We start from the raw sequence: 21,430 nt of genomic DNA on the forward strand, positions 1-21,430 counted from the left end.
GAAAACGATGTACCAATATTCCGACTTTGACCGCCAGTTCGTGCACCTGCGTGCCGCCCAGTACCGCGACCAGCTCACCCGCTGGCAGGCCGGCACGCTCAAGGAAGACGAGTTCAAGCCACTGCGCCTGCAGAACGGCTGGTACGTGCAGCGCTTCGCGCCCATGCTGCGCGTGGCCGTGCCGTATGGCGAGATCTCCAGCCCGCAGTTGCGTGTTCTGGCCAAGATCGCGCGCGACTACGACCACAAGGAAGATCACGACGTGTCCAAGGCCAACGCCGGCCTGAGCGAAGTGCCCACCCTGCCCGACCGCTGCGGCCACTTCACCACGCGGCAGAACGTGCAGTACAACTGGATTCCGTTGTCGCGCTCGGCCGACGTGATGGACCTGCTGGCCAGCGTCGGCATGCACGGCATCCAGACCAGCGGCAACTGCATCCGCAACATCACCACCGACGCGCTGGCCGGCATTGCGGTTGACGAGGTGGCAGACCCGCGCCCGTTCGCGGAAATCCTGCGCCAGTGGAGCACGCTGCACCCCGAGTTCGCCTTTCTGCCGCGCAAGTTCAAGGTGGCCATCACCGGCGCGCGCGAAGACCGCGCGGCCACGGCCTGGCACGACGTCGGCCTGCGCCTGCTGCGCAATGTGGACGGTGAGCTGGGCTTTCAGGTGCGTGTGGGCGGTGGCATGGGCCGCACGCCCATCATCGGCAGCGTGATCCGCGAGTTCCTGCCCTGGCACCAGATCCTCAACTACCTCGAAGCCGTGGTGCGCGCCTACAACCGCTTCGGCCGCCGCGACAACATCTACAAGGCCCGCATCAAGATCCTGGTGAAGGCCGAGGGCCAGGCCTACACCGACCAGGTGGAAGCCGAGTACCGCGATATCGTCGAGAAAGACGGCGCACCGCACACCATCAGCCAGGCCGAACTGAACCGCGTGAGCGCTTTCTTCGTGCCGCCCCAACTGCGCTGCGACCGCAAGAGCGCCGACGCCAAGATCGCCCACATCCTCAAGGCCGCGGCCGAAGACGATCTGGAGTTCAGCCGCTGGCTGCAGCAGAACGTGAAGCCGCACCAGAACCCCGATCTGCGCGCGGTCACGCTGTCGTTCAAGCGTTTCGGCCAGGCCCCTGGCGACGCCACGGCCGACCAGCTGGAACGCGCCGCCGATCTGGCCGAACGTTTCTCGGCCGGTGAAGCCCGCGTGACGCACGAGCAGAACCTGCTGCTGCCCTGGGTCAGCTGCGACCAGTTGCCCGAACTCTGGCGCGAGGCGCGCCGCCTCGGTCTGGCCAAGCCCAACATCGGCCTGCTGACCGACATGATCGCCTGCCCCGGCGGTGATTTCTGCGACCTCGCCAACGCACGCTCGCTGCCGCTGGCGCAAGCCATCCTGGGCCGCTACACCGACCTCGACGAGCTGCACGACCTGGGCGAGATCGACCTGCACATCAGCGGCTGCATCAACTCCTGCGGCCACCACCACAGCGGGCACATCGGCATCCTGGGCGTCGACAAGGACGGCCAGGAGTGGTACCAGGTCACGCTGGGCGGCTCCGATGGCGCACGCCTGTCGGGCGAGCCGATGCCCGGCAAGGTCATCGGCCCGTCGTTCGCCGCCAGCGAAGTGCCTGACGTGATCGAAGCCCTGCTCGACACCTACCGCCTGCAACGCAACGGCAACGAGACCTTCGTGTCCACCCTGCGCCGCACCGGCGCCGACCCGTTCAAGACCGCCGCCAACGCGGTGCGCACCAGCACGGCACGCGCACCCGCCTGAGGACAGCCCCATGAGCCAGAACCTCCAACTCTTCAGCGCCGACGCGTTCACCGCCATCGAAGCCGAGGCAGAACGCCTTGCCATCGCCAACGACGCAGACCCGCGCGAGGCCGACCTGAGCGGCATCCGCGTGATCGAACTGCACTTTCCCAAGTTCAACGATGGCCGCGCTTTCAGCCAGGCCTTCCTGCTGCGCCGCCGCCTGGGCTTCAACGGCCAGATCCGCGCCACCGGCGACGTGCTGATCGACCAGCTGGTGCAGATGCAGCGCAGCGGCTTCACGCAGGCCGTGCTGCGTGCCGACCAGAACCTGGCCCACGGTCAGGCGCTGCTCGCGCACTACCCGGCCTTCTACCAGGGCGACGCGGTGCACACCTCGCCGCACTTTGCCACCGCCTGAGCACCGAAAGCCGACACCATGAGCAGCATCGACCTCGCACAAGTCAACGCCGAACTGGGCCGCAACGCCTCCGGGCTGGTGGCGTGGGCACTCGGCCTGGGCCAGCCCGCCATCGTCACCACCAACTTCCGCCCGTTCGAGGCCGTGATCTTGCACCTGGTCACACGCGTGAAGCCCGATGTGCCCGTGATCTGGATGGACAACGGCTACAACACCGAAGCCACCTACCGCTTTGCCGACGAAGTGAGCAAGCAGCTGAATCTGAACCTGCGCATCTACCTGCCGCGCCGTTCGCGCGCGCACCAGGAAGCGGTGGACGGCCCGGCACCGGCACTCGACGACCCGCGCCATGCCGCCTTCACGGAGGAAGTGAAGCTGGAGCCTTTTGCACGCGCGCTGCGCGAGACGGCACCCAAGGTGTGGTTCACCGCGCTGCGCGCCACCGACACCGCAGTGCGCGCCCAGATGGACCCCGTCAGCATCAACCCGGATGGCCTGATCAAGGTGGCGCCGCTGCTGCACTGGTCTTCCAAAGAGCTGCACCAGTACTGCGAAGACCATGGCCTGCCCAACAACTTCGACTACCAGGACCCGACCAAGGCCGAAGACAACCGCGAGTGCGGCCTTCATCTGGCCCACTGAACCGCACCGATCCGAGCTTGAACCAAGGTTCCCCACACCCATGAACGCCCGCACCGAAACCGCCGTGATCCAGACCGCGCTGCAACACGCCAGCGACCACCACCTGAGCAATGCCCACCTGGACGCGCTGGAAGAAGAAACCATCTTCGTCCTGCGCGAAGTTGCCGCCGCCTTCGAGCGCCCCGCGCTGCTCTTCTCTGGCGGCAAGGATTCGCTCGTCATGCTCCGCTGTGCCGAGAAAGCCTTTGGCGTGGGTCGCATCCCCTACCCGCTGCTGATGATCGACACCGGCCACAACTTCACTGAAGTGACCGACTTCCGTGATCTGCGCGCGAAGGAACTGGGCGCCGAGCTGATCGTGCGCAATGTCGAAGACTCCATGGCACGCGGCACCGTGCGCCTGGCGCACCCGGGCGAAAGCCGCAACGTGCACCAGTCGGTGACGCTGCTGGAAGCGATTGAAGAGTTCCGCTTCGACGCCTTGATCGGTGGCGCCCGGCGCGACGAAGAAAAGGCACGCGCCAAGGAGCGCATCTTTTCCCACCGCGACAGCTTCGGCCAATGGCAGCCCAAGGCCCAGCGCCCCGAACTCTGGACGCTGTTCAACACGCGCCTGCAGCCGGGCGAACACTTCCGCGTGTTCCCGATCAGCAACTGGACCGAGCTGGACGTCTGGCAATACATCGCCCGCGAGAACATCGCCCTGCCCTCGATCTACTACACGCACAAGCGCGAAGTGGTGGACCGCCGCGGCCTGCTGATGCCGGTGACCGAACTCACACCGCCGCGCGACGGTGAAACGGTGCAGGTGCGCGACGTGCGCTTCCGCACCGTCGGCGACATCACCTGCACGGCACCGGTCGAGAGCCTGGCCGCCTCGGCCGACGACATCGTGATCGAAACCCTGGCCGCCGAAGTGAGCGAGCGCGGTGCAACCCGCATGGACGACAAGACCTCCGACGCCTCGATGGAGAAGCGCAAAAAGGACGGGTACTTTTGACGCCCCGCGCCGCCCTTGAACAGACATCTCTCGCAGAAAGATCGCCATGACGACTGTTGAACACATTCCCACCGCCCAGGACACCCGTTCCGCCCTGCGCCTCATCACCTGCGGCAGCGTGGACGACGGCAAAAGCACCTTGATCGGCCGCCTGCTGGTGGACAGCAAAGCCGTGCTGCAAGACCACCTGGCCGGCGTGCAGCGCCAGGGCCAGACCGACCTTGCCCTGCTCACCGACGGCCTGTCTGCCGAGCGCGAACAGGGCATCACCATCGACGTGGCCTACCGCTACTTCAGCACCGAGGCGCGCAAGTTCATCATTGGCGATGCCCCTGGCCACGAGCAGTACACGCGGAACATGGTGACCGCCGCATCCAGCGCCGACGCCGCCGTCGTGCTGGTCGACGCCACCAAACTGGCCTGGGCCGATGCCGCACTCAAGTTGCTGCCGCAGACGCGCCGCCACAGCCTGTTGCTCAAGCTGCTGCGTGTGCCTTCGGTGGTGTTTGCGGTCAACAAGCTCGATGCCGTCGAAGACAGCACGCTGGCTTTTGAGCACATCGGAGCGGCACTGCGCCAGTTCGCCGAACAGGCCGGCATTCCAGTCACCGCCATCGTGCCGGTCTCCGCCCTCAAGGGATGGAACGTGGTCGACGCCAGCGAGCAAACCAACTGGTGCGGCTACAACGGCCCCACGCTGTTGCAGATCCTCGAAGGCCTGCCGGTCACGCCGGCCGACAGCGAGCTGCCGTTCGCCTTTGCCGTGCAATGGGTGGAGAAGTTCAGCAGCTCGGCCGACACATCCAAAGGCCGACGCGTGTTCTGGGGCCGCGTCGCCACCGGTAACGTGCAGGCCGGCCAGGCCGTGCGCATCCTGCCCAACGGACAAACCGCCGTGGTGGCACAGGTGCTCAACCACGTGCGCCAGCCACAAGGCGTGCAGGCCGGCCACAGCGCCGGCATCGTGCTCGACCGCGAGGTCGACGTCTCGCGCGGCGACTGGCTGCTCGCCGACGGCGAAGGCGGCGCCCTCGCGGGCAGCCGCGAGATCCGCGCCACGGTCGCCTGGCTCGACGACGAAACCCTGGTGCCCGGCCGCGTGTACTGGGCGCTGCACGGCCACCGCTGGGTCAAGGCCAAGATCAAGCGCATCGTGCACCGCCTCGACATCCACACGCTGGCAGAAGAAGACGCCACGCAGCTCGAACCCAACGCCATCGGCCACATCGAACTGAGCCTGCAAGAGCCCCTGGCCACCCTGCCTTTTGCGCAGTCGCGAGCCCTCGGCTCACTGGTGCTGGTCGACACCGCCAGCCACCGCACGGCCGGCGCGCTGCTGGTGCAATGAGGCCAGCCGCCACGCATGCCCTTTCGCTTCTCCCTGGCAAGGGCCACGCTGCGGCCCGGCTCCGCCGGACCGCCTAAAATCACGGCTTCCACCGATTCTCCAGAACACCATGACTCACGTTGTCACCGAAGCCTGCATCCGCTGCAAATACACCGACTGTGTGGACGTTTGCCCAGTGGACTGCTTCCGCGAAGGTCCGAACTTCCTCACCATCGATCCGGATGAGTGCATCGACTGCGCGGTCTGCATCCCCGAGTGCCCGGTGAGCGCCATCTACGCCGAAGAAGACCTGCCCAAGGACCAGCAGCACATGATCGCGCTCAACGCCGATCTGGCGCGCCTGCCAGGCTGGAAGAGCATCACCAAGCGCAAGGCTGCGCTGGACGATGCCGAAGAATGGAAAGACCGCACCGACAAGCTGTCGGAGCTGGTGCGCTAAGCTCAGCGCACGATGACGCCGGAGCCCAACGCACACCCCATCCCCTCACACCCCCATACGTTAGACGGCGCGATCGAAACCGATGCCGTCATCGTGGGGGCCGGCCCCGTGGGCCTGTTCCAGGTGTTCGAGCTGGGCCTGCTGGAAATCCAGTCCCACGTGATTGACGCCCTGCCCTACCCGGGCGGGCAACCGACCGAGCTGTACCCCGACAAGCCGATCTACGACATTCCGGCCATTCCGGTGTGCACCGGCCAGGAGCTGACCGAGCGCCTGCTGCAACAGATCAAACCCTTCGGCGCATCCTTCCACCTGGGCCAGGAAGTGAGCCAAGTGCAGCCTCAGCCAGACGGGCGATTCCTCGTCGGCACATCACAAGGCAACCGCTTTCTCACCAAAACGCTGTTCATCGCAGCCGGCGTGGGCGCCTTCCAGCCGCGTCCGCTGAAGGTTGAGGGTATCGACCGCTTCAACGGCACACAGCTGTTCTACAACGCACGCAACCCGGCGCAGTTTGCCGGCAAGCAACTGGTCATCGTCGGCGGTGGCGACTCCGCACTGGACTGGGCACTGCACTTCGCCAGCGAAGGGCCGCACCGCGCCGAGAGCGTGATCCTGCTGCACCGCCGTGACGGCTTCCAGGCCGCGCCCGCCTCCGTGGCCAGGATGCGCGCGCTCTGCGAGCAACACCAGATGCAGTTCGTGGTCGGCCAGGTCAACGGCTTCGAGGAACAGGCGGGCCGGCTCAGCGCCATCAAGGTCGCCGGCGCCGATGGCGTCACGCGTGTGGTGCCGGCTGACATGCTGCTGGTGTTCTTTGGCCTCTCGCCCAAGCTCGGCCCGATCGCAGACTGGGGCCTGGACATCGAGCGCAAACAACTGGTGGTGGACACGGAGAAGTTCTCCACCAGCATCCCCGGCATCTTCGCCGTCGGCGACATCAACACCTACCCGGGCAAGAAGAAGCTGATCCTCTCGGGCTTCCACGAATGCGCACTCGCAGCCTACGGCGCAGCACCCATCGTCTTCCCCGACAAGCAGGTGATGCTGCAATACACAACCACCAGCCCGAAGCTGCACAAAGTACTGGGGGTGGATTCACCGGTCTTTGACTGAGGCCGGTATCGGTGGCCATTCGCTGAGCGAGTGGCACCAAAAACAAAGGCCTTCCGAAGAAGGCCTTTGTCTGTCTGTCTATGGCTCCCCGACCTGGACTCGAACCAGGGACCTGCGGATTAACAGTCCGTCGCTCTACCGACTGAGCTATCAGGGAACAGCCTCGAATTATAGCGTTGTTTTTGCCAATTTTTTATGTCACGCCCAATCTCTTTGTTCAAAGTACTTTTCTGGCTGAGTTTGATGATGCTCACCATCGCTTCACTCGTGCCCGTCACCATGCTGCCGCCGCAGACTTTCAACATCTGGGACAAGGCGCAACATGCGTTTGGCTTCGGCTGGCTGGCCTTGATCGGATTGCTCGCCTACCCCGAGCGGCCCTGGCGTCTGGCCGCGTGCTTGCTGCTCTACGGCGGCGCCATCGAACTGGCGCAAGCCGCCACAGGCTGGCGTTATGGTGAGTGGCTGGACCTGTTGGCCGATGGGGTGGGCATTGCACTGGGCGCGCTGCTGTGGTTTGGTCTGCGCAACGTGCTGCCGACACAGCGCTTGAAAGCCTTTGGCCGCCGCGCACAATAGCGGCATGTCGCAGAGTCCACCCAACCGCGCTTTGCCCTGGCTTGAGCCCGGGCAGGCGTTTCCTCCGGTCGAAGAAGCCTGGAAGGAAACCGACCCGGCGCCGGGTCTGCTGGCGGCCGGTGGTGTGCTGGACGTACCCACCCTGGTGGCAGCCTACTCGCGTGGCATCTTCCCCTGGTACAGCGCAGGCCAACCGATCCTGTGGTGGAGCACCGACCCGCGCATGGTGCTGGAAACGGCGGCATTCCGTCTGCACCGCTCCTTGCGCAAGACCATCATGCGGCTGTTGCGCGAAGGCCGCCTGGAGGTGCGCTTTGACCACGGCTTCGAGCGCGTCATCAAGGCCTGCGCGCACACCGTGCGCGACGGCCAGAGCGGCACCTGGATCCTGCCCGCCATGGTCGATGCTTACGTGCGCCTGCACCAGACCGGCGTGGCGCACAGCGTGGAGACCTGGATAGACGGCGAACTTGCAGGCGGTCTCTATTGCATCAACCTGGGCGCGATGGTCTACGGCGAATCCATGTTCAGCCGCCGAAGCGACGCATCCAAGATCGCACTCGCCGCACTGGTCGGCTTCTGCCGCGCCCATGCGCTGCCCCTGATCGATTGCCAGCAGAACACCGCCCACCTCGCCTCGCTCGGCGGCAAGCTGATGGCCCGAGACGCCTTCTCGCGCCATGTGCGGATGGCACTGCTGCACCCGACCCCGCGCTGGAATTTCACGCCCATATACTGGCAGCACATTCTCTCTGAAGACGGTTCTCAGGCGTGACCCATCTCAAAGAACTCCCGCTTCAGGCGCTGCAGTTTTACGCGACAGCGCCTTACCCTTGCAGCTACCTGCCCGATCGGCAGGCACGCTCGCAAGTGGCCACGCCCAGCCACCTGATCCACAACGACGCCTACTCGGATCTGGTGACGCACGGCTTTCGCCGCAGCGGCATGTTCACCTACCGCCCCTATTGCGACGGCTGCCAGGCCTGTGTGCCCCTGCGTGTGCCGGTGACCACGTTTTCACCGACCCGCAGCCAACGCCGCTCCAGGGCGCAACACGGCGCCCTGCAAACGCGTGTGCTCAAGCTCTGCTTCATTCCCGAGCACTACCAGCTCTACCTGCGCTACCAGAACAGCCGGCACGCTGGCGGTGGCATGGACCACGACAGCATCGACCAGTACACCCAGTTCCTGCTGCAGAGCCGCGTCAACTCGCGGTTGGTGGAGTTCCATGCACCCGGTATCGACGGCCAGCCGCCGACATTGAAGATGGTGTCCATCATCGATGTGCTCAACGACGGCCTGTCCGCGGTCTACACCTTCTACGAACCGGAAGAAAAAAGCAGCTATGGCACTTACAGTGTGCTGTGGCAGATTGAGCAGGCACGCGCATTGGATTTGCCGCATGTGTACCTCGGCTACTGGATCGCACAGAGCAGCAAGATGAGCTACAAGGCAGGCTTTCGCCCCCACGAGCTGCTGGTGAATGGCCGCTGGGTCGAAAACCGCTGACGTGGGCACGGTTGCCCCGCATGCTGCGGCGTATGGCGATTTCATCTTGTAAAATCGCGCACAACTTCAGGCCACCATGACCAAACGCTCCGAGTCCCCTCCCAGTACGCCCACCGTCCAGGTCATCGAACGCATGTTCAACCTGCTGGAGGTTTTGGCGTCTCGCGAAGAGCCGGTGTCGCTGAAAGAGATCAGCGAAAAAACCGGCTTGCACCCCTCAACAGCACACCGCATCCTCAATGACCTCACGATCGGCCGTTTTGTCGATCGCCCCGAGGCCGGCAGTTACCGCCTCGGCATGCGGCTGCTCGAACTGGGCAATCTGGTGAAGGCACGCCTGAGCGTGCGTGATGCCGCGCTGCTGCCCATGCGCGAGCTGCACAAGCTGATCCAGCAGCCGGTCAACCTCAGCGTGCGCCAGGGCGACGAGATCGTGTACGTTGAGCGCGCCTACAGTGAACGCTCGGGCATGCAGGTGGTGCGGGCCATCGGTGGCCGTGCACCGCTGCACCTGACCTCGGTGGGCAAACTGTTCCTGGCCGACGACGAGCCGCAACGCGTGCGCGCTTATGCAACCCGCACCGGTCTGGCCGGCAATACGCGCAACAGCCTGACGCAACTCAGCACGCTGGAACGCGAGCTGCTGCAATGCCGACAAGCCGGCGTGGCGCGCGACAACGAAGAACTGGAGCTGGGTGTGCGCTGCATGGCCGCCGGCATCTACGACGACCAGAGCAAGCTGGTGGCGGGCCTGTCGATTTCCGCGCCGGCCGATCGCATCGATGAAAACTGGGTGCCCAAGCTGCGCTCTACTGCGGCCGACATCTCCGCCGCCCTGGGTTGCCCGAAGATTCCGGAACCGTTGGTGGCTTACGCGCGCTGAGCACCATCGCTTGCAGCGTTTGAAGCCCCATGAAAAAACGGCCCCGCGGGGCCGTTTTTTTCATGGGCAGTGAGCCCGCGGGCTTCAGCCTTGCGGACGCACCAGCTGGCGCGCGTCGTTCTGCACTTCCACCCAACGCCGCACGCGCTCGGCGTCCTGCATGCGGTTGAGTTTGCCGGTGGCGTCCAGGAACACCATGATCAGCTGCCGACCGGCCACCGTGGCCTGCATCACCAAGCAACGACCAGCCTCGGAGATGTAGCCGGTTTTCTGCAGGCCGATGTCCCAGGACGGGTTCTTGATCAGGCCGTTGGAGTTGTTGTAGTGCAGCGTGCGGCGACCCAGGTCCACTTCGTGGCTGGGCGAGGTCGACAGGTTGCGCAGGATGGGGCGTTGGTAGGCGACCGACACCAGCGTGGCCAGGTCGCGTGCGCTGGACTGGTTGGAGCTGGACAGGCCGGTGGGCTCCACATAGCGCGTGTCGAACATGCCGAGCTCGACCGCCTTGCGGTTCATGAGGCGCACGAATTCGTTCAGACCACCGGGATAGGTGCGGCCCAGTGCGTGAGCGGCGCGGTTTTCGCTGGACATCAGAGCCAGGTGCATCAGTTCGCCACGGCTCAGCGTGGTGCCCACGGCCAGGCGCGAACTGCTGCCCTTGTAGGTGTCCACATCGTCCGTCGTGATGGTGATCATCTCCTGCATGTTCAGGTGCGCGTCGGCCACCACCAGGCCGGTCATCAACTTGGTCAACGAAGCGATCGGCAACACGGCCGCATCGTTCTTGCTGAACAGCACTTCGTTGGTGGCCTGGTCCACCACCAGGGCGACGCTGGAATTGAGCTCGAGCGCGTGGTCGCCGAGGGAACGCAGGCCGAGGCGCTCACCTTCCGAAAGTCGGGGCGCCACGGCAGCGCGCACCACGGCCGCGCGCGCCTCGGTGGGCTTGCGTTGCACCGCCACCTTGTGCAGCGAAGTGGTCTTGCCTGCCGCAATCTGCACCTTGACGCGGCCTTGCTGCGTCTTGCGAGATGCCACCACCGGCGTACGGGCCGTGGGGTTGGCCTTCGCCTTGGCGGTTTGCTGGGGTTTGCTCTTGGCGCTGGCGGCGACGGTGCGTTTGGCCACAGGTTTGGCCGCAACCGCTTTTTTGCTGGTCTTCGCCGTTTTGGCCTGCGTTGCCGCGGTGGCGGGTGTCGGCGCGATCGAGAGGATCACCCAGCCGGCAACGGCCGTGGCCAGCAGGATTTTGCGAAAGCGATCAACGCCGATGACCATGGCTTACTCCAACAACAGATTTGCGCAGGACCGGAGTATAGACAAGCAGAAAAAAACTAGCAATATCAATTGCTTGGGTTGCTGTCTTGATTGATCAGTGGAACAGATGCTACTTTTGGCACCAATTCCAAAGATCAAGAAACAATTTCACCCAAGTCTTTGATTCTTATAGATTTTTATCCCTGCGCCGCGACACGGTCAGATTTGCTGTGCAACTTGTTGAGTGCGCTCAGATACGCCTTGGCCGAAGCCACCACGATGTCCGGATCTGCGCCCACGCCGTTGACCACGCGTCCGCCGTGCTGCAGGCGCACCGTCACTTCGCCCTGGCTTTCGGTCGATCCGCTGGTGATGGCGTTGACCGAGTACAGCACCAGCTCGGCGCCGCTCTTGACGTGCAGTTCGATCGCCTTGAGCGATGCGTCCACAGGCCCGTTGCCATCGCTTTCGCCATGGATCTCGGTGCCATCGACGGTGAAAACCACGTGGGCATGCGGGCGCTCACCGGTCTCGCTGCGCTGCTTGAGCGACACCAAGCCGTATTGCTCCTTCTCCGCCGTGACGCTCTCGTCGCTGCACAGGGCCAGGATGTCCTCGTCGAAGATCTCGCTCTTGCGGTCGGCGAGTTCCTTGAACGCCGCAAACGCGGTGTTGATCTCACTCTCCGACTCCATCTCGATGCCCAGGTCCTGCAGGCGCTGCTTGAACGCATTGCGGCCACTGAGCTTGCCCAGCACGATCTTGTTGGCGCTCCAGCCCACGTCTTCGGCGCGCATGATCTCGTAGGTGTCGCGCGCCTTGAGCACGCCGTCCTGGTGGATGCCGCTGGCATGCGCGAAGGCGTTGGCGCCCACCACGGCCTTGTTGGGCTGCACCACGAAACCGGTGGTCTGGCTGACCATGCGGCTGGCCGGCACGATCTGCGTCGCGTCCACACCGACCTCCAGGCCAAAGTAGTCGCGCCGCGTGCGCACGGCCATCACGATTTCTTCCAGCGAGCAGTTGCCGGCGCGTTCGCCCAGGCCGTTGATGGTGCATTCCACCTGACGCGCGCCACCGATCTTCACACCGGCCAGCGAGTTCGCCACCGCCATGCCGAGGTCGTTGTGGCAGTGCACCGACCAGATGGCCTTGTCGGAGTTGGGCACGCGCTCGCGCAGCGTGCGGATGAACTCGCCGTACAGCTCGGGAATCGCATAACCCACGGTGTCGGGAATGTTCAGCGTGGTGGCGCCTTCCTTGATCACGGCTTCCAGCACGCGGCAGAGAAAGTCGGGGTCGCTGCGGTAACCGTCTTCCGGGCTGAATTCGATGTCGCTCACCAGGTTGCGCGCAAATCGCACCGACTGCCTGGCCTGCTCCAGCACCTGCTCGGGCGTCATGCGCAGCTTCTTCTCCATGTGCAGGGCACTGGTGGCGATGAAGGTGTGGATGCGCGCGCTCTGCGCCCCCTTCAGGGCCTCGGCCGCACGCGCGATGTCACGGTCGTTGGCGCGCGCCAGCGAACACACGGTGGAGTCCTTGATGGTGTTGGCGATGGCCTGCACGCAGTCGAAATCGCCATTGGAGCTGGCGGCAAAACCGGCCTCGATCACGTCCACCTTCAGGCGTTCCAGCTGGCGCGCGATGCGCAGCTTTTCGTCCTTGGTCATCGACGCGCCGGGCGACTGTTCGCCGTCACGCAAGGTGGTGTCAAAAATGATCAGTTTGTCGCTCATGGGGAGGCTCCGTTGGAAGGGTGTTCGTGGGCCGGTCGGTTCAGCCGACCTGCTGGATCTCGGATGTTTGGTTCGATGACGGCGCCACGCGCTGCAGGCCGGACACGATGGCCTTGAAGGACGCGGAGACGATGTTCGCATCGATGCCCACACCGAACAAGGTGCGGCTGTCATCGACGCGCAATTCGACATAGGCGACGGCGCGCGCTTCGGCGCCCGAGCCGATCGCATGCTCATGGTAGTCGAGCACGCGAAGCTGCCGGCCGGTGGCCGCGGCCAGGCCGTTGACGAAGGCTTCGATCGGGCCGTTGCCCTGCCCGTCCACCGCCACCGGCCCGTCAGCCAGTTCCAGCCGCGCCGAGACCCGCACGCTCTGACCGTCCACGTCCTGCATCACCGGCTGCAAGGGCACCGGTGCATCGGCCAAGCCGTACTCGCGCTCGAAGATCTGCCAGAGGTCGGCCGCCGACAGTTCCTTGCCCGCCGCGTCCATGACGGCCTGCACCGCCTGGCTGAACTCGATCTGCAGGCGCCGCGGCAGCTCCAGGCCGTACTCGCTGGCCAGCAGATAGGCCATGCCGCCCTTGCCCGACTGGCTGTTGACGCGGATCACCGCCTCGTAGCTGCGGCCCAGGTCCTTGGGGTCGATCGGCAGGTAGGGAATGGCCCACACATCGCCGTCCTTGCGGACCGCAAACGCCTTCTTGATCGCATCCTGGTGCGAACCCGAGAACGAGGTGTAGACCAGCTCGCCCACGTAGGGATGGCGCGGGTGCACCGGCAACTGGTTGCAATGCTCCACCTCGGAGCGGATGGCATCGATGTCGGAGAAGTCGAGGTTCGGCGAGACGCCTTGCACATACAGGTTGAGCGCGACGTTCACCACATCGAGGTTGCCGGTGCGTTCGCCGTTGCCGAACAGGCAGCCCTCCACGCGATGCGCGCCGGCCATCAAGGCCAGTTCGGCGGCGGCGGTGCCGGTGCCGCGATCGTTGTGCGGGTGCACCGACAGGATCACGTTGGGCCGGTCGGCAAAGCGCCGGCTCATCCACTCGATCTGGTCGGCGAACACGTTGGGCGTGGCGTTCTCCACCGTGGTCGGCAGGTTGAGGATCACCGGTCGGCCCGCACCCCAGGCCTCGATGGCGGTCTCACAGGCCTGCGCCGAGACGTCCAGTTCGGCCATGCTGAAGGTCTCGGGCGAATACTGCAGCACCCACTCGGTCTCGGGCTGCGCGTCGGTCAGGCGGCGGATCTGGCCCACGCTGCGCTGCACCAGGCCCATCACCTCGGGCACGCTCATGCCGAACACCACCTCGCGCCAGACCGGCGCCACGGCGTTGTAGACGTGCACGATGGCCTTGCGCGCACCCCGCAACGACTCCACGGTGCGGGCGATGAGCTCTTCACGCGCGGGCGTCATCACCTGGATCGTCACGTCGGCCGGGATACGGCCCTCATCGATCAAGCGGCGCAGAAAATCGAACTCCACCTGCGAGGCCGCGGGGAAACCGACCTCGATCTCCTTGAAACCGATCTTCACCAGCAGGTCGAACATGCGCAGCTTGCGCGCCACGTCCATGGGTTCAATCAGCGCCTGGTTGCCGTCGCGCAGATCGGTGCTCAGCCAGATGGGGGCCTGCGTGAGCACGGCGTCGGGCCAGGTGCGGTCCTTGAGGCCAATCGGCTTGAAGGCGGGGTACTTGCTGGAAGGCTGTTTCAACATGCTGCTCTTTCAATGTGATCGAAACCCACAGCCCCAAAATGCAAACGGCCCGCTGCGGGTGCAAACGGGCCGTTTTGAATGGAATGCGCGCGCGCTACCAAGCCTGCCCGTGTCGGACACCCAGTAGTAGAGCGAAAGCGCGAAAAATCATGCTGGGAACTGTATCACAAGCCCGAGCCGTATTGCGTTGAAGCCTTCAATCGTGCAAGCCACGTTCATCTGGCTCATCGGTCGAGGTGCTGATCACGCTGGTCGGGCGGCCCTTGGCCTTGCGCCAGAAGTACATGCCATAGCCAGACAGGCCATACACCACGAACAGCGCAAACAGCACGGTTGGCGGATGGATGTTGATGACTGCGATGCCGAGTGCCACCAGCACGATGGACGCGAACGGCACGCTCTTCTTCAGGCTCAGGTCCTTGAAGCTGTAGAACGGCACGTTGGTCACCATGGTCAGGCCGGTGTAGAGGGTGATGGCGAACATTGGCCAGGTCACGTCCTGCGGCTCGACGCCGAGTTCGGTCATGAGCCAGATGAAGCCGGCCACCAGGGCGGCAGCCGCAGGCGATGGCAGGCCCTGGAAGAAACGTTTGTCCACCACCGCGGTGTTGACGTTGAAACGCGCCAGGCGCAAGGCGGCACAGGCGCAGTACACGAAGGCCGCGATCCAGCCCCAGCGGCCGATGTCGCGCAGCGTCCATTCGTAGGCGATCAGCGCAGGTGCGGCACCAAAAGACACCATGTCGGACAGCGAATCCATCTGTTCACCAAACGCGCTCTGCGTGTTGGTCAGGCGGGCCACCCGGCCGTCGAGGCTGTCGAGCACCATGGCCACGAAGATGCCCACCGTGGCGAGGTCGTAGCGGCCGTTCATGGCCATGACCACCGAGTAGAAGCCGCCGAACAGTGCGGCCAGCGTGATCATGTTGGGCACCATGTAAATGCCCTTGGGGCGGCGCGGCCGTTCTTCACTCGGCGTCATGTGGGATTCGGTTCCGTCGTGCATCTGTGGTTTGTGGCTACTTTGTGTGTCGCGGGCCCGGGGTTATGGCACAGCGCACCGGGTCAGAAAGCCCAGTGTAAGGCAGTGCGCCACCGCATGGCAGAAACGAAAAGGGCCACCGAAGTGGCCCTTTTGTGTGGCGGGCGCGCTGGCGGGCAGCGCGTCCGGGCACGATCAGTTGCGGGTCTGGTCGACCAGCTTGTTCTTGGCGATCCAGGGCATCATGGCGCGCAGCTGGGCACCCACCACTTCGATGCTGTGATCGGCGGTGTTGCGGCGGCGGGCGGTCATGCTCGGGTAGTTGGTGCGGCCTTCGGAGATGAACATCTTGGCGTATTCACCGTTCTGGATGCGCTTGAGCGCATTGCGCATGGCCACGCGCGACTGCTCGTTGATCACCTCGGGTCCCGTCACGTACTCGCCGTACTCGGCGTTGTTCGAGATCGAGTAGTTCATGTTGGCGATGCCGCCTTCGTAGATCAGGTCAACGATGAGCTTGAGCTCGTGCAGGCATTCGAAGTAGGCCATTTCGGGCGCGTAGCCGGCTTCGACCAGGGTTTCGTAACCCATCTTGATCAGCTCGACAGCGCCGCCGCACAGAACAGCTTGCTCGCCGAACAGGTCGGTCTCGGTCTCTTCCTTGAAGTTGGTCTCGATGATGCCGGCCTTGCCGCCACCGTTGGCCATGGCGTAGGACAGGGCCAGGTCACGCGCCTTGCCGCTCTTGTCCTGATGCACCGCCACCAGGTGGGGCACACCGCCACCCTGGGTGTAGGTGTTGCGCACGGTGTGGCCAGGGGCCTTGGGTGCGACCATCCACACGTCCAGATCGGCACGTGGCACGACCTGGTTGTAGTGCACGTTGAAGCCGTGGGCGAAAGCCAGCGAAGCGCCTTGCTTGATGTTCGGCGCGACGTTGTTGTTGTAGACCTCGGCGATCTGCTCGTCAGGCAACAGGATCATGACCACGTCGGCAGCCTTGACCGCGTCGTTGACTTCCAACACGTTCAGACCGGCCTTGCCGACCTTGTCCCAGGAAGCGCCACCCTTGCGCAGACCAACCACGACCTTCACGCCGCTGTCGTTCAGGTTTTGCGCGTGGGCGTGGCCCTGGCTGCCGTAACCGATGATGGCGACGGTCTTGCCCTTGATCAGGGACAGGTCACAGTCTTTGTCGTAGAAAACTTTCATGCTTTGCTCCAATGGAATAGATATCGAAGGGTTGTGCCGTTCTTCTCGAGCCTGTCGAAGGGCTCTCGGTACCTCGGCCCGCCACGGGTGCGGACCAGGGCTTCGACAGGCTCAGCGCGAACAGGCAAAGGCTGAGCCCCGAAAAAATCAGACGCGCAGGATTCTCTCACCTCGGCCGATGCCGCTGGCGCCGGTGCGCACGGTCTCCAAAATGGCGGTGCGGTCGATCGCCTCCAGGAAGGCGTCGTTCTTGCCCTGGTCGCCGGTGAGCTCGATGGTGTAGCTCTTCTCGGTCACGTCGATGATGCGGCCACGGAAGATGTCGGCCATGCGCTTCATCTCCTCGCGCTCCTTGCCGACCGCACGCACCTTCACCATCATGAGCTCGCGCTCGGTGTAGGCGCCTTCGGTGAGGTCGACCACCTTGACCACTTCGATCAAGCGGTTCAGGTGCTTGGTGATCTGCTCGATGACGTCGTCCGACCCCGTGGTCTGGATCGTCATGCGCGACAGGCTCGGGTCTTCGGTGGGTGCCACCGTGAGCGATTCGATGTTGTAGCCCCGGGCCGAAAACAGGCCGACCACGCGCGACAGGGCGCCGGGTTCGTTTTCGAGCAGGACAGCGATGATGTGTTTCATGTGCGATTCCTCTTTTCGCCGCCCTCCCCCACGCACGGTAATGCGTGGGCTCGGCGGACAATAGATTCGTCTGAGGGGATGAAGCGGCGGCACCCGGCCACCGATTCGCGGAAGAAAAGCGGCGCTGCTTACAGGTCTTCGGAACCCAGCAGCATCTCGGTGATGCCCTTGCCGGCCTTGACCATCGGGAACACGTTTTCCGTCGGGTCGGTGCGGAAGTCCATGAACACCGTGCGGTCCTTGAGCTTGCGCGCCTCGCGCAGCGCCGGCTCCACGTCCTGGGGCCGTTCGATCAGCATGCCGACGTGGCCATAGGCCTCGGCGAGCTTCACGAAGTTGGGCAGCGCGTCCATGTAGCTGTGGCTGTAGCGGCCTTCGTAGTCGATTTCCTGCCACTGGCGCACCATGCCGAGGTAGCGGTTGTTCAGCGCGCAGATCTTGATTGGCGTGTTGTACTGCAGGCAGGTCGAGAGTTCCTGGATGTTCATCTGCACCGAGCCTTCGCCGGTGATGGTGAACACCTCGGCGTCGGGCTTGGCCAGCTTGATGCCCATGGCGTAGGGAATGCCCACACCCATGGTACCCAGGCCGCCGGAGTTGATCCAGCGGCGCGGCTCGTCGAAGCGGTAATACTGCGCGGCCCACATCTGGTGCTGACCGACGTCGGACGTGATGTAGGCGTCGGCGTCCTTGGTCATGTTCCACAGCGTTTCCACCACGTACTGCGGCTTGATCACGTCGGTGTTGCCACGGTCGTACTTCAGGCAGTCCTTCGAGCGCCACGTCTCGATGGTCTTCCACCACTCGCCCAACGCCTTGTCGTCCGGCCGGCTGCTGCTCTCGCGGACCATGTTGATCAGCTCGGTCAGCACGTCCTTGACGTCGCCGACGATCGGCACGTCGACCTTGACTCGCTTGGAGATGCTCGACGGATCGATATCGATGTGGATGATCTTGCGCTCGTTCTGCGCAAAGTGCTTGGGGTTGCCGATCACGCGGTCGTCGAAACGCGCCCCCACCGCGAGCAGCACGTCGCAGTTCTGCATCGCGTTGTTGGCTTCAACCGTGCCGTGCATGCCCAGCATGCCGAGGAACTTGCGGTCCGAGGCCGGGTAGGCGCCCAGGCCCATCAGCGTGTTGGTCACGGGGTAGCCGAGCATGTCCACCAGTGTGCGCAGCTCGTTGCTGGCGTTGCCCAGCAGCACACCACCGCCAGTGTAGATGTACGGGCGCTTGGCCGCCAGCAGCAGTTGCAGGGCCTTGCGGATCTGGCCGCCATGGCCCTTGCGCACCGGGTTGTAGGAGCGCATCTCCACCGACTCGGGGTAGCCGTGATAGGGCACCTTGTTGAAGGAAACGTCCTTCGGCACGTCCACCACCACGGGGCCGGGCCGGCCGCTGCGTGCGATGTGGAAGGCCTTCTTCATCACCATGGCCATGTCGCGCGCATCCTTCACCAGGAAGTTGTGCTTGACGATGGGGCGCGTGATGCCGACGGTGTCGCATTCCTGGAAGGCGTCCAGGCCGATCGCGGCCGTGGGCACCTGGCCGGAGATGATCACCATCGGGATCGAATCCATGTAGGCGGTGGCGATGCCGGTGACGGCATTGGTCAGGCCGGGGCCCGAGGTCACCAGGGCCACGCCGACGTCACCGGTGGCACGGGCATAACCGTCGGCCGCGTGCACGGCCGCCTGCTCGTGGCGCACCAACACGTGCTGGATGGTGTCCTGCTTGTAGAAAGCGTCGTAGATGTGCAGCACAGCACCACCGGGGTAACCCCAGATGTACTTCACCTCTTCGGCCTGAAGGGCCTTGATGAGGATTTCTGCGCCGCGGAGGTCTTGAGAAGCTGCGCCGGATGCGGCGGCAGCCGAGGCCAGTTCGGCCTTGCTGATTTCCATGATGAACCTTTCGAGAATTTCTCTGACGAAAAACCTTGGGTGCCTCTTGACCAACTCTTGTGAAGCGGTGTCGAGACTTGAGACCAATGGCCATGAACGGGCACATACCCCGCCGGACCCTGATCCGTTTGCCTTGTTTTGAATTGCAGCGCGCATTATCGCACTGCAACACAGTCTTTTCGGCCCGCCACGCGGCGGCCACGCTCAAATAATCGCCGCCCTGTGCGGCGATGCGACAATTCCCGCTTCCCGGCCAGCCGGCCGCGCACCCGTTTTCTCCTTCTCCATGTCCGTCTCCCCGCCCTCCCCGATGCCCACCGAGGCCAGCCCCGACACCGGCCTCAGCCTGACGGCACCGTCCCTGCGCCGGCGCATGGCCTGCTGGCTCTACGAGGGCATGCTGATGTTCGGCGTGGTCTTCATCGCCGGCTACCTGTTCTCCACGCTGACGCAGACCCGCAACGCACTGGACAACCGCCACGCCCAACAGGCCTTTCTGTTCGTGGTGTTCGGCATCTACTTCACCTGGTTCTGGGCCAAGGGCCAGACCCTTGCCATGAAGACCTGGTACATCCGCGTGCTGGACCGCCAGGGCCGGCCGCTCTCGCAATCGCGCGCGCTGCTGCGGTACGTGCTGTCGTGGCTGTGGCTGCTGCCGCCGCTGGCGCTGTCCGGCCTCATGACGGTGTCGGGCGGCGAGCTCACCGTGCTGCTGATCGGCTGGATCGTCATTTGGGCCCTGCTCTCGCGTTTTCACCCGCAGCGCCAGTTCCTGCACGACGCGCTGGCCGGCACGCGGCTGGTGCACCAGCCGCCGCCCCCACCCAAGCCCCGCGCCAAACGCTGAACACGCCGCCGCCATGACCGAACAGGAACCCGTCGACGCGCAGAAGCGCCGCACCGGCCTCACACGCATGGTGCACGCCCTGGGTTATTCCCTCGCCGGGCTGCGCGCCGGCTGGGGCGAAACCGCCTTCCGCCAGGAAGCGCTGGCCGCGCTGGTGCTGGTGCCTGCGGCCTTCTGGGTCGGGCGCAGCTGGATGGAGACGGCCTTGCTGGTCGCCGCCGTGGTGCTGGTGATGGCGGTGGAACTGCTCAACACCGGCATTGAAACCGCCATCGACCGCATCGGCCCCGAGTGGCACGACCTGTCCAAACGCGCCAAGGACATGGGCAGCGCCGCGGTGCTGCTCAGCCTGCTGCTGTGCGCCGGCATCTGGCTGGCCGCCCTGTGGGCGCACTGGGGCTGAACGCCCGCCCTCTTCCCTTCATTCGATTCACCATGACTGCTCCTGCCTTCTCCCTCTGCGTTTACTGCGGCTCCCGTCCGGGCGTTGACCCGGCCTTCACCGAACTCGCCCGCACCGTCGGCCAATGGATCGGCAGCCGAGGCGGCCAGCTGGTGTACGGCGGTGGGCGCAACGGTTTGATGGGCGTGGTGGCCGACGCCACCATGGCCGCCGGCGGCAGCGTGGTCGGCATCATCCCCAAGGCCCTGGTGGAGAAGGAATGGGCCCACAACGGCTGCACTGAGCTGCACGTGGTGGACACCATGCACGAGCGCAAGCGCCTGATGGCCGAGCGCGCCGACGCTTTCCTGGCACTGCCGGGCGGCATCGGCACCTTTGAGGAATTCTTCGAGGTCTGGACCTGGCGCCAGCTCGGTTACCACGACAAGCCGGTGGGCCTGCTCAACGCGTCGGGCTACTACGACGGTCTGGAGTTGTTCCTGCGCACCGGGGTTGAACAGCAGTTCATGAACCCCTGGCAGATGGATCTGATCCGCATCGGCACAGATCCGGAGGCCTTGCTGCCCGAGCTGGTGCAGTCGGCCGGACTGGCGCCCGAGGCCCGCATCGAGGCCATCTGAGCGCCCGGCAACCGCGGCTCAGACCGCGGTTTCGTCCTCTTCACCGGTGCGGATGCGCACCACGCGTTCGACCGAGGTCACGAAGATCTTGCCGTCACCAATCTTGCCGGTGCGTGCGGCGCGGATGATGGCGTCCACGCAACGGTCGACGTCGTCGGTCTTGACCACCACCTCGACCTTGACCTTGGGCAGGAAGTCCACCACGTACTCGGCGCCGCGGTAGAGCTCGGTGTGGCCCTTCTGGCGACCAAAGCCCTTGACCTCGGTCACGGTCAGGCCCGTCACGCCCTGCTCGGCCAGTGCTTCACGCACCTCCTCGAGCTTGAACGGTTTGATGACGGCGGTGATTTGTTTCATGCGGGATCTCCGGGGGCGTTGCTTGAAGAAGTCGGTTGCGTTTCA

At 64.6% G+C, this 21,430-nt stretch carries 22 protein-coding genes and 1 tRNA gene; 14 read left to right on the plus strand and 9 right to left on the minus strand.

Features of this window, described 5'->3' with window-relative positions:
- Window positions 1–7 precede the first annotated feature (7 nt).
- The 7 genes from HPA01S_RS02030 (at window position 8) to HPA01S_RS02060 (ending at window position 6,728) form a co-directional block, all read left to right on the plus strand.
- Window positions 8–1,783 (plus strand): nitrite/sulfite reductase, encoded by a 1,776-nt coding sequence (locus tag HPA01S_RS02030; protein ID WP_066265937.1) that lies wholly within the window; start codon window positions 8–10, stop codon window positions 1,781–1,783.
- A gap of 10 nt (window positions 1,784–1,793) precedes the next feature.
- Window positions 1,794–2,183, plus strand: coding sequence for a DUF934 domain-containing protein (locus HPA01S_RS02035; protein ID WP_066265938.1), 390 nt, complete (start codon window positions 1,794–1,796; stop codon window positions 2,181–2,183).
- A gap of 18 nt (window positions 2,184–2,201) precedes the next feature.
- Window positions 2,202–2,825 (plus strand): phosphoadenosine phosphosulfate reductase domain-containing protein, encoded by a 624-nt coding sequence (locus HPA01S_RS02040; protein WP_066265940.1) that lies wholly within the window; start codon window positions 2,202–2,204, stop codon window positions 2,823–2,825.
- Between the two features lie 40 nt (window positions 2,826–2,865).
- Entirely contained in the window at window positions 2,866–3,825 is a 960-nt protein-coding gene (gene cysD / locus HPA01S_RS02045) for a sulfate adenylyltransferase subunit CysD (RefSeq protein WP_066265944.1), read from the plus strand.
- 46 nt (window positions 3,826–3,871) lie between these two features.
- Complete coding sequence (locus tag HPA01S_RS02050; protein WP_066265949.1) at window positions 3,872–5,173, plus strand: sulfate adenylyltransferase subunit 1; 1,302 nt, start codon at window positions 3,872–3,874, stop codon at window positions 5,171–5,173.
- A 109-nt stretch (window positions 5,174–5,282) separates the two neighbouring features.
- Window positions 5,283–5,612 (plus strand): ferredoxin FdxA, encoded by a 330-nt coding sequence (gene fdxA / locus HPA01S_RS02055; protein WP_066265951.1) that lies wholly within the window; start codon window positions 5,283–5,285, stop codon window positions 5,610–5,612.
- 12 nt (window positions 5,613–5,624) lie between these two features.
- Entirely contained in the window at window positions 5,625–6,728 is a 1,104-nt protein-coding gene (locus HPA01S_RS02060) for an NAD(P)/FAD-dependent oxidoreductase (RefSeq protein ID WP_066265956.1), read from the plus strand.
- Between the two features lie 81 nt (window positions 6,729–6,809).
- On the opposite strand, the gene HPA01S_RS02065 is transcribed toward HPA01S_RS02060, so the two are convergent.
- Window positions 6,810–6,885, minus strand: a tRNA-Asn gene (locus HPA01S_RS02065).
- Window positions 6,886–6,974: 89 nt separating this feature from the next.
- On the opposite strand from HPA01S_RS02065, the gene HPA01S_RS02070 reads away from it, so the two are divergent.
- From HPA01S_RS02070 to HPA01S_RS02085, 4 genes are all read left to right on the plus strand, one after another.
- Window positions 6,975–7,307, plus strand: a complete 333-nt coding sequence (locus HPA01S_RS02070) for a VanZ family protein (protein WP_174525270.1) — start codon at window positions 6,975–6,977, stop codon at window positions 7,305–7,307.
- A 4-nt stretch (window positions 7,308–7,311) separates the two neighbouring features.
- Window positions 7,312–8,082, plus strand: coding sequence for a leucyl/phenylalanyl-tRNA--protein transferase (gene aat, locus HPA01S_RS02075; RefSeq protein WP_066265962.1), 771 nt, complete (start codon window positions 7,312–7,314; stop codon window positions 8,080–8,082).
- Window positions 8,079–8,816, plus strand: coding sequence for an arginyltransferase (locus HPA01S_RS02080; RefSeq protein WP_066265963.1), 738 nt, complete (start codon window positions 8,079–8,081; stop codon window positions 8,814–8,816). Before aat ends, HPA01S_RS02080 begins: the two co-directional genes overlap by 4 nt.
- Before the next feature lie 76 nt (window positions 8,817–8,892).
- Window positions 8,893–9,699, plus strand: coding sequence for an IclR family transcriptional regulator (locus HPA01S_RS02085; protein WP_066265966.1), 807 nt, complete (start codon window positions 8,893–8,895; stop codon window positions 9,697–9,699).
- Window positions 9,700–9,783: 84 nt separating this feature from the next.
- On the opposite strand, the gene HPA01S_RS02090 is transcribed toward HPA01S_RS02085, so the two are convergent.
- From HPA01S_RS02090 to HPA01S_RS02120, 7 genes are all read right to left on the minus strand, one after another.
- The gene (locus HPA01S_RS02090) at window positions 9,784–10,977 is read right to left on the minus strand and encodes a serine hydrolase (protein ID WP_066265968.1); all 1,194 of its coding nucleotides are present in this window, start codon (window positions 10,975–10,977) and stop codon (window positions 9,784–9,786) included.
- 176 nt (window positions 10,978–11,153) lie between these two features.
- Entirely contained in the window at window positions 11,154–12,695 is a 1,542-nt protein-coding gene (locus HPA01S_RS02095) for a 2-isopropylmalate synthase (protein ID WP_066265969.1), read from the minus strand.
- Window positions 12,696–12,735: 40 nt separating this feature from the next.
- Window positions 12,736–14,421 carry a 2-isopropylmalate synthase gene (gene leuA / locus HPA01S_RS02100; RefSeq protein ID WP_066265972.1) on the minus strand — a complete coding sequence of 562 codons (1,686 nt, stop codon included), beginning with the start codon at window positions 14,419–14,421 and terminating at the stop codon, window positions 12,736–12,738.
- A gap of 196 nt (window positions 14,422–14,617) precedes the next feature.
- Window positions 14,618–15,427: a CDP-diacylglycerol--serine O-phosphatidyltransferase gene (gene pssA / locus HPA01S_RS02105; protein WP_066265974.1), complete on the minus strand. Its 810-nt coding sequence runs from the start codon at window positions 15,425–15,427 to the stop codon at window positions 14,618–14,620.
- Window positions 15,428–15,598: 171 nt separating this feature from the next.
- Window positions 15,599–16,615 (minus strand): ketol-acid reductoisomerase, encoded by a 1,017-nt coding sequence (gene ilvC, locus HPA01S_RS02110; RefSeq protein ID WP_066265976.1) that lies wholly within the window; start codon window positions 16,613–16,615, stop codon window positions 15,599–15,601.
- A gap of 147 nt (window positions 16,616–16,762) precedes the next feature.
- Entirely contained in the window at window positions 16,763–17,254 is a 492-nt protein-coding gene (gene ilvN / locus HPA01S_RS02115) for an acetolactate synthase small subunit (protein ID WP_066265979.1), read from the minus strand.
- 128 nt (window positions 17,255–17,382) lie between these two features.
- Window positions 17,383–19,158 carry an acetolactate synthase 3 catalytic subunit gene (locus HPA01S_RS02120; RefSeq protein WP_066265981.1) on the minus strand — a complete coding sequence of 592 codons (1,776 nt, stop codon included), beginning with the start codon at window positions 19,156–19,158 and terminating at the stop codon, window positions 17,383–17,385.
- Window positions 19,159–19,444: 286 nt separating this feature from the next.
- Here HPA01S_RS02120 and HPA01S_RS02125 point away from each other — a divergent pair, with 286 nt between their 5' ends.
- Genes HPA01S_RS02125 through HPA01S_RS02135 form a run of 3 tightly spaced genes read left to right on the plus strand, consistent with a single transcriptional unit; the run spans window position 19,445 to window position 21,028 of the window.
- Entirely contained in the window at window positions 19,445–20,005 is a 561-nt protein-coding gene (locus HPA01S_RS02125; RefSeq protein ID WP_084360388.1) for an RDD family protein, read from the plus strand.
- Between the two features lie 13 nt (window positions 20,006–20,018).
- Window positions 20,019–20,408, plus strand: a complete 390-nt coding sequence (locus HPA01S_RS02130) for a diacylglycerol kinase (RefSeq protein WP_066265983.1) — start codon at window positions 20,019–20,021, stop codon at window positions 20,406–20,408.
- Window positions 20,409–20,440: 32 nt separating this feature from the next.
- A complete protein-coding gene (locus HPA01S_RS02135; protein WP_066265985.1) occupies window positions 20,441–21,028 on the plus strand; it encodes an LOG family protein in 588 nt (195 codons plus the stop codon).
- A gap of 18 nt (window positions 21,029–21,046) precedes the next feature.
- Here the strand turns inward: HPA01S_RS02135 and HPA01S_RS02140 are convergent, their stop codons facing one another.
- A complete protein-coding gene (locus tag HPA01S_RS02140) occupies window positions 21,047–21,385 on the minus strand; it encodes a P-II family nitrogen regulator (RefSeq protein WP_066265986.1) in 339 nt (112 codons plus the stop codon).
- Window positions 21,386–21,430: the final 45 nt, after the last annotated feature.

Source organism: Hydrogenophaga palleronii NBRC 102513 (assembly GCF_001571225.1).
GTDB classification, from domain to species: domain Bacteria; phylum Pseudomonadota; class Gammaproteobacteria; order Burkholderiales; family Burkholderiaceae_C; genus Hydrogenophaga; species Hydrogenophaga palleronii.

What these genes read in the sequence shown, in the direction of transcription:
- HPA01S_RS02030 (WP_066265937.1), top strand. Translation starts at nt 8, where the DNA reads ATGTACCAATATTCCGACTTTGACCGCCAGTTCGTGCACCTGCGTGCC.
- HPA01S_RS02035 (WP_066265938.1), top strand. Translation starts at nt 1,794, where the DNA reads ATGAGCCAGAACCTCCAACTCTTCAGCGCCGACGCGTTCACCGCCATC.
- HPA01S_RS02040 (WP_066265940.1), top strand. Translation starts at nt 2,202, where the DNA reads ATGAGCAGCATCGACCTCGCACAAGTCAACGCCGAACTGGGCCGCAAC.
- cysD (WP_066265944.1), top strand. Translation starts at nt 2,866, where the DNA reads ATGAACGCCCGCACCGAAACCGCCGTGATCCAGACCGCGCTGCAACAC.
- HPA01S_RS02050 (WP_066265949.1), top strand. Translation starts at nt 3,872, where the DNA reads ATGACGACTGTTGAACACATTCCCACCGCCCAGGACACCCGTTCCGCC.
- fdxA (WP_066265951.1), top strand. Translation starts at nt 5,283, where the DNA reads ATGACTCACGTTGTCACCGAAGCCTGCATCCGCTGCAAATACACCGAC.
- HPA01S_RS02060 (WP_066265956.1), top strand. Translation starts at nt 5,625, where the DNA reads ATGACGCCGGAGCCCAACGCACACCCCATCCCCTCACACCCCCATACG.
- HPA01S_RS02070 (WP_174525270.1), top strand. Translation starts at nt 6,975, where the DNA reads ATGCTCACCATCGCTTCACTCGTGCCCGTCACCATGCTGCCGCCGCAG.
- aat (WP_066265962.1), top strand. Translation starts at nt 7,312, where the DNA reads ATGTCGCAGAGTCCACCCAACCGCGCTTTGCCCTGGCTTGAGCCCGGG.
- HPA01S_RS02085 (WP_066265966.1), top strand. Translation starts at nt 8,893, where the DNA reads ATGACCAAACGCTCCGAGTCCCCTCCCAGTACGCCCACCGTCCAGGTC.
- HPA01S_RS02090 (WP_066265968.1), bottom strand. Translation starts at nt 10,977, where the DNA reads ATGGTCATCGGCGTTGATCGCTTTCGCAAAATCCTGCTGGCCACGGCC.
- HPA01S_RS02095 (WP_066265969.1), bottom strand. Translation starts at nt 12,695, where the DNA reads ATGAGCGACAAACTGATCATTTTTGACACCACCTTGCGTGACGGCGAA.
- leuA (WP_066265972.1), bottom strand. Translation starts at nt 14,421, where the DNA reads ATGTTGAAACAGCCTTCCAGCAAGTACCCCGCCTTCAAGCCGATTGGC.
- pssA (WP_066265974.1), bottom strand. Translation starts at nt 15,427, where the DNA reads ATGCACGACGGAACCGAATCCCACATGACGCCGAGTGAAGAACGGCCG.
- ilvC (WP_066265976.1), bottom strand. Translation starts at nt 16,615, where the DNA reads ATGAAAGTTTTCTACGACAAAGACTGTGACCTGTCCCTGATCAAGGGC.
- ilvN (WP_066265979.1), bottom strand. Translation starts at nt 17,254, where the DNA reads ATGAAACACATCATCGCTGTCCTGCTCGAAAACGAACCCGGCGCCCTG.
- HPA01S_RS02120 (WP_066265981.1), bottom strand. Translation starts at nt 19,158, where the DNA reads ATGGAAATCAGCAAGGCCGAACTGGCCTCGGCTGCCGCCGCATCCGGC.
- HPA01S_RS02125 (WP_084360388.1), top strand. Translation starts at nt 19,445, where the DNA reads ATGTCCGTCTCCCCGCCCTCCCCGATGCCCACCGAGGCCAGCCCCGAC.
- HPA01S_RS02130 (WP_066265983.1), top strand. Translation starts at nt 20,019, where the DNA reads ATGACCGAACAGGAACCCGTCGACGCGCAGAAGCGCCGCACCGGCCTC.
- HPA01S_RS02135 (WP_066265985.1), top strand. Translation starts at nt 20,441, where the DNA reads ATGACTGCTCCTGCCTTCTCCCTCTGCGTTTACTGCGGCTCCCGTCCG.
- HPA01S_RS02140 (WP_066265986.1), bottom strand. Translation starts at nt 21,385, where the DNA reads ATGAAACAAATCACCGCCGTCATCAAACCGTTCAAGCTCGAGGAGGTG.